At 66.0% G+C, this 268-nt stretch carries 1 pseudogene; it reads right to left on the bottom strand.

Annotation, left to right across the window (positions count from 1 at the left end):
• Positions 1-268, bottom strand: a pseudogene (gene aceE, locus AAEY62_RS22660) (pyruvate dehydrogenase (acetyl-transferring), homodimeric type); the annotation flags it as partial.

The raw sequence follows: 268 nt of genomic DNA, 5'->3' as shown, positions 1-268 counted from the left end.
GTCCTGGATGATCACCGCGAGTTCGTAGCCGAACGTCGGGTCGTAGCTCACGCAGTTCGGCACCGAGGCCGCCCACAGCAGCGAGTGACCGTCTTCGTGCTGCAGGCCTTCGCCGTTCAGCGTCGTCCGGCCCGCCGTGCCGCCCAGCAGGAAGCCGCGCGAACGCATGTCGCCCGCGGCCCACGCGAGGTCGCCGATCCGCTGGAAGCCGAACATCGAGTAGAAGATGTAGAACGGCACCATGATCTCACCGTGCGTCGAATACGAC

This window comes from Pseudoalteromonas sp. GW168-MNA-CIBAN-0100 (assembly GCF_040309225.1).
Lineage (GTDB): Bacteria > Pseudomonadota > Gammaproteobacteria > Enterobacterales > Alteromonadaceae > Pseudoalteromonas > Pseudoalteromonas arctica.
Note: the sequence above shows the minus strand (reverse complement) of the source record. Positions and strands in the feature narration are given on the sequence as shown.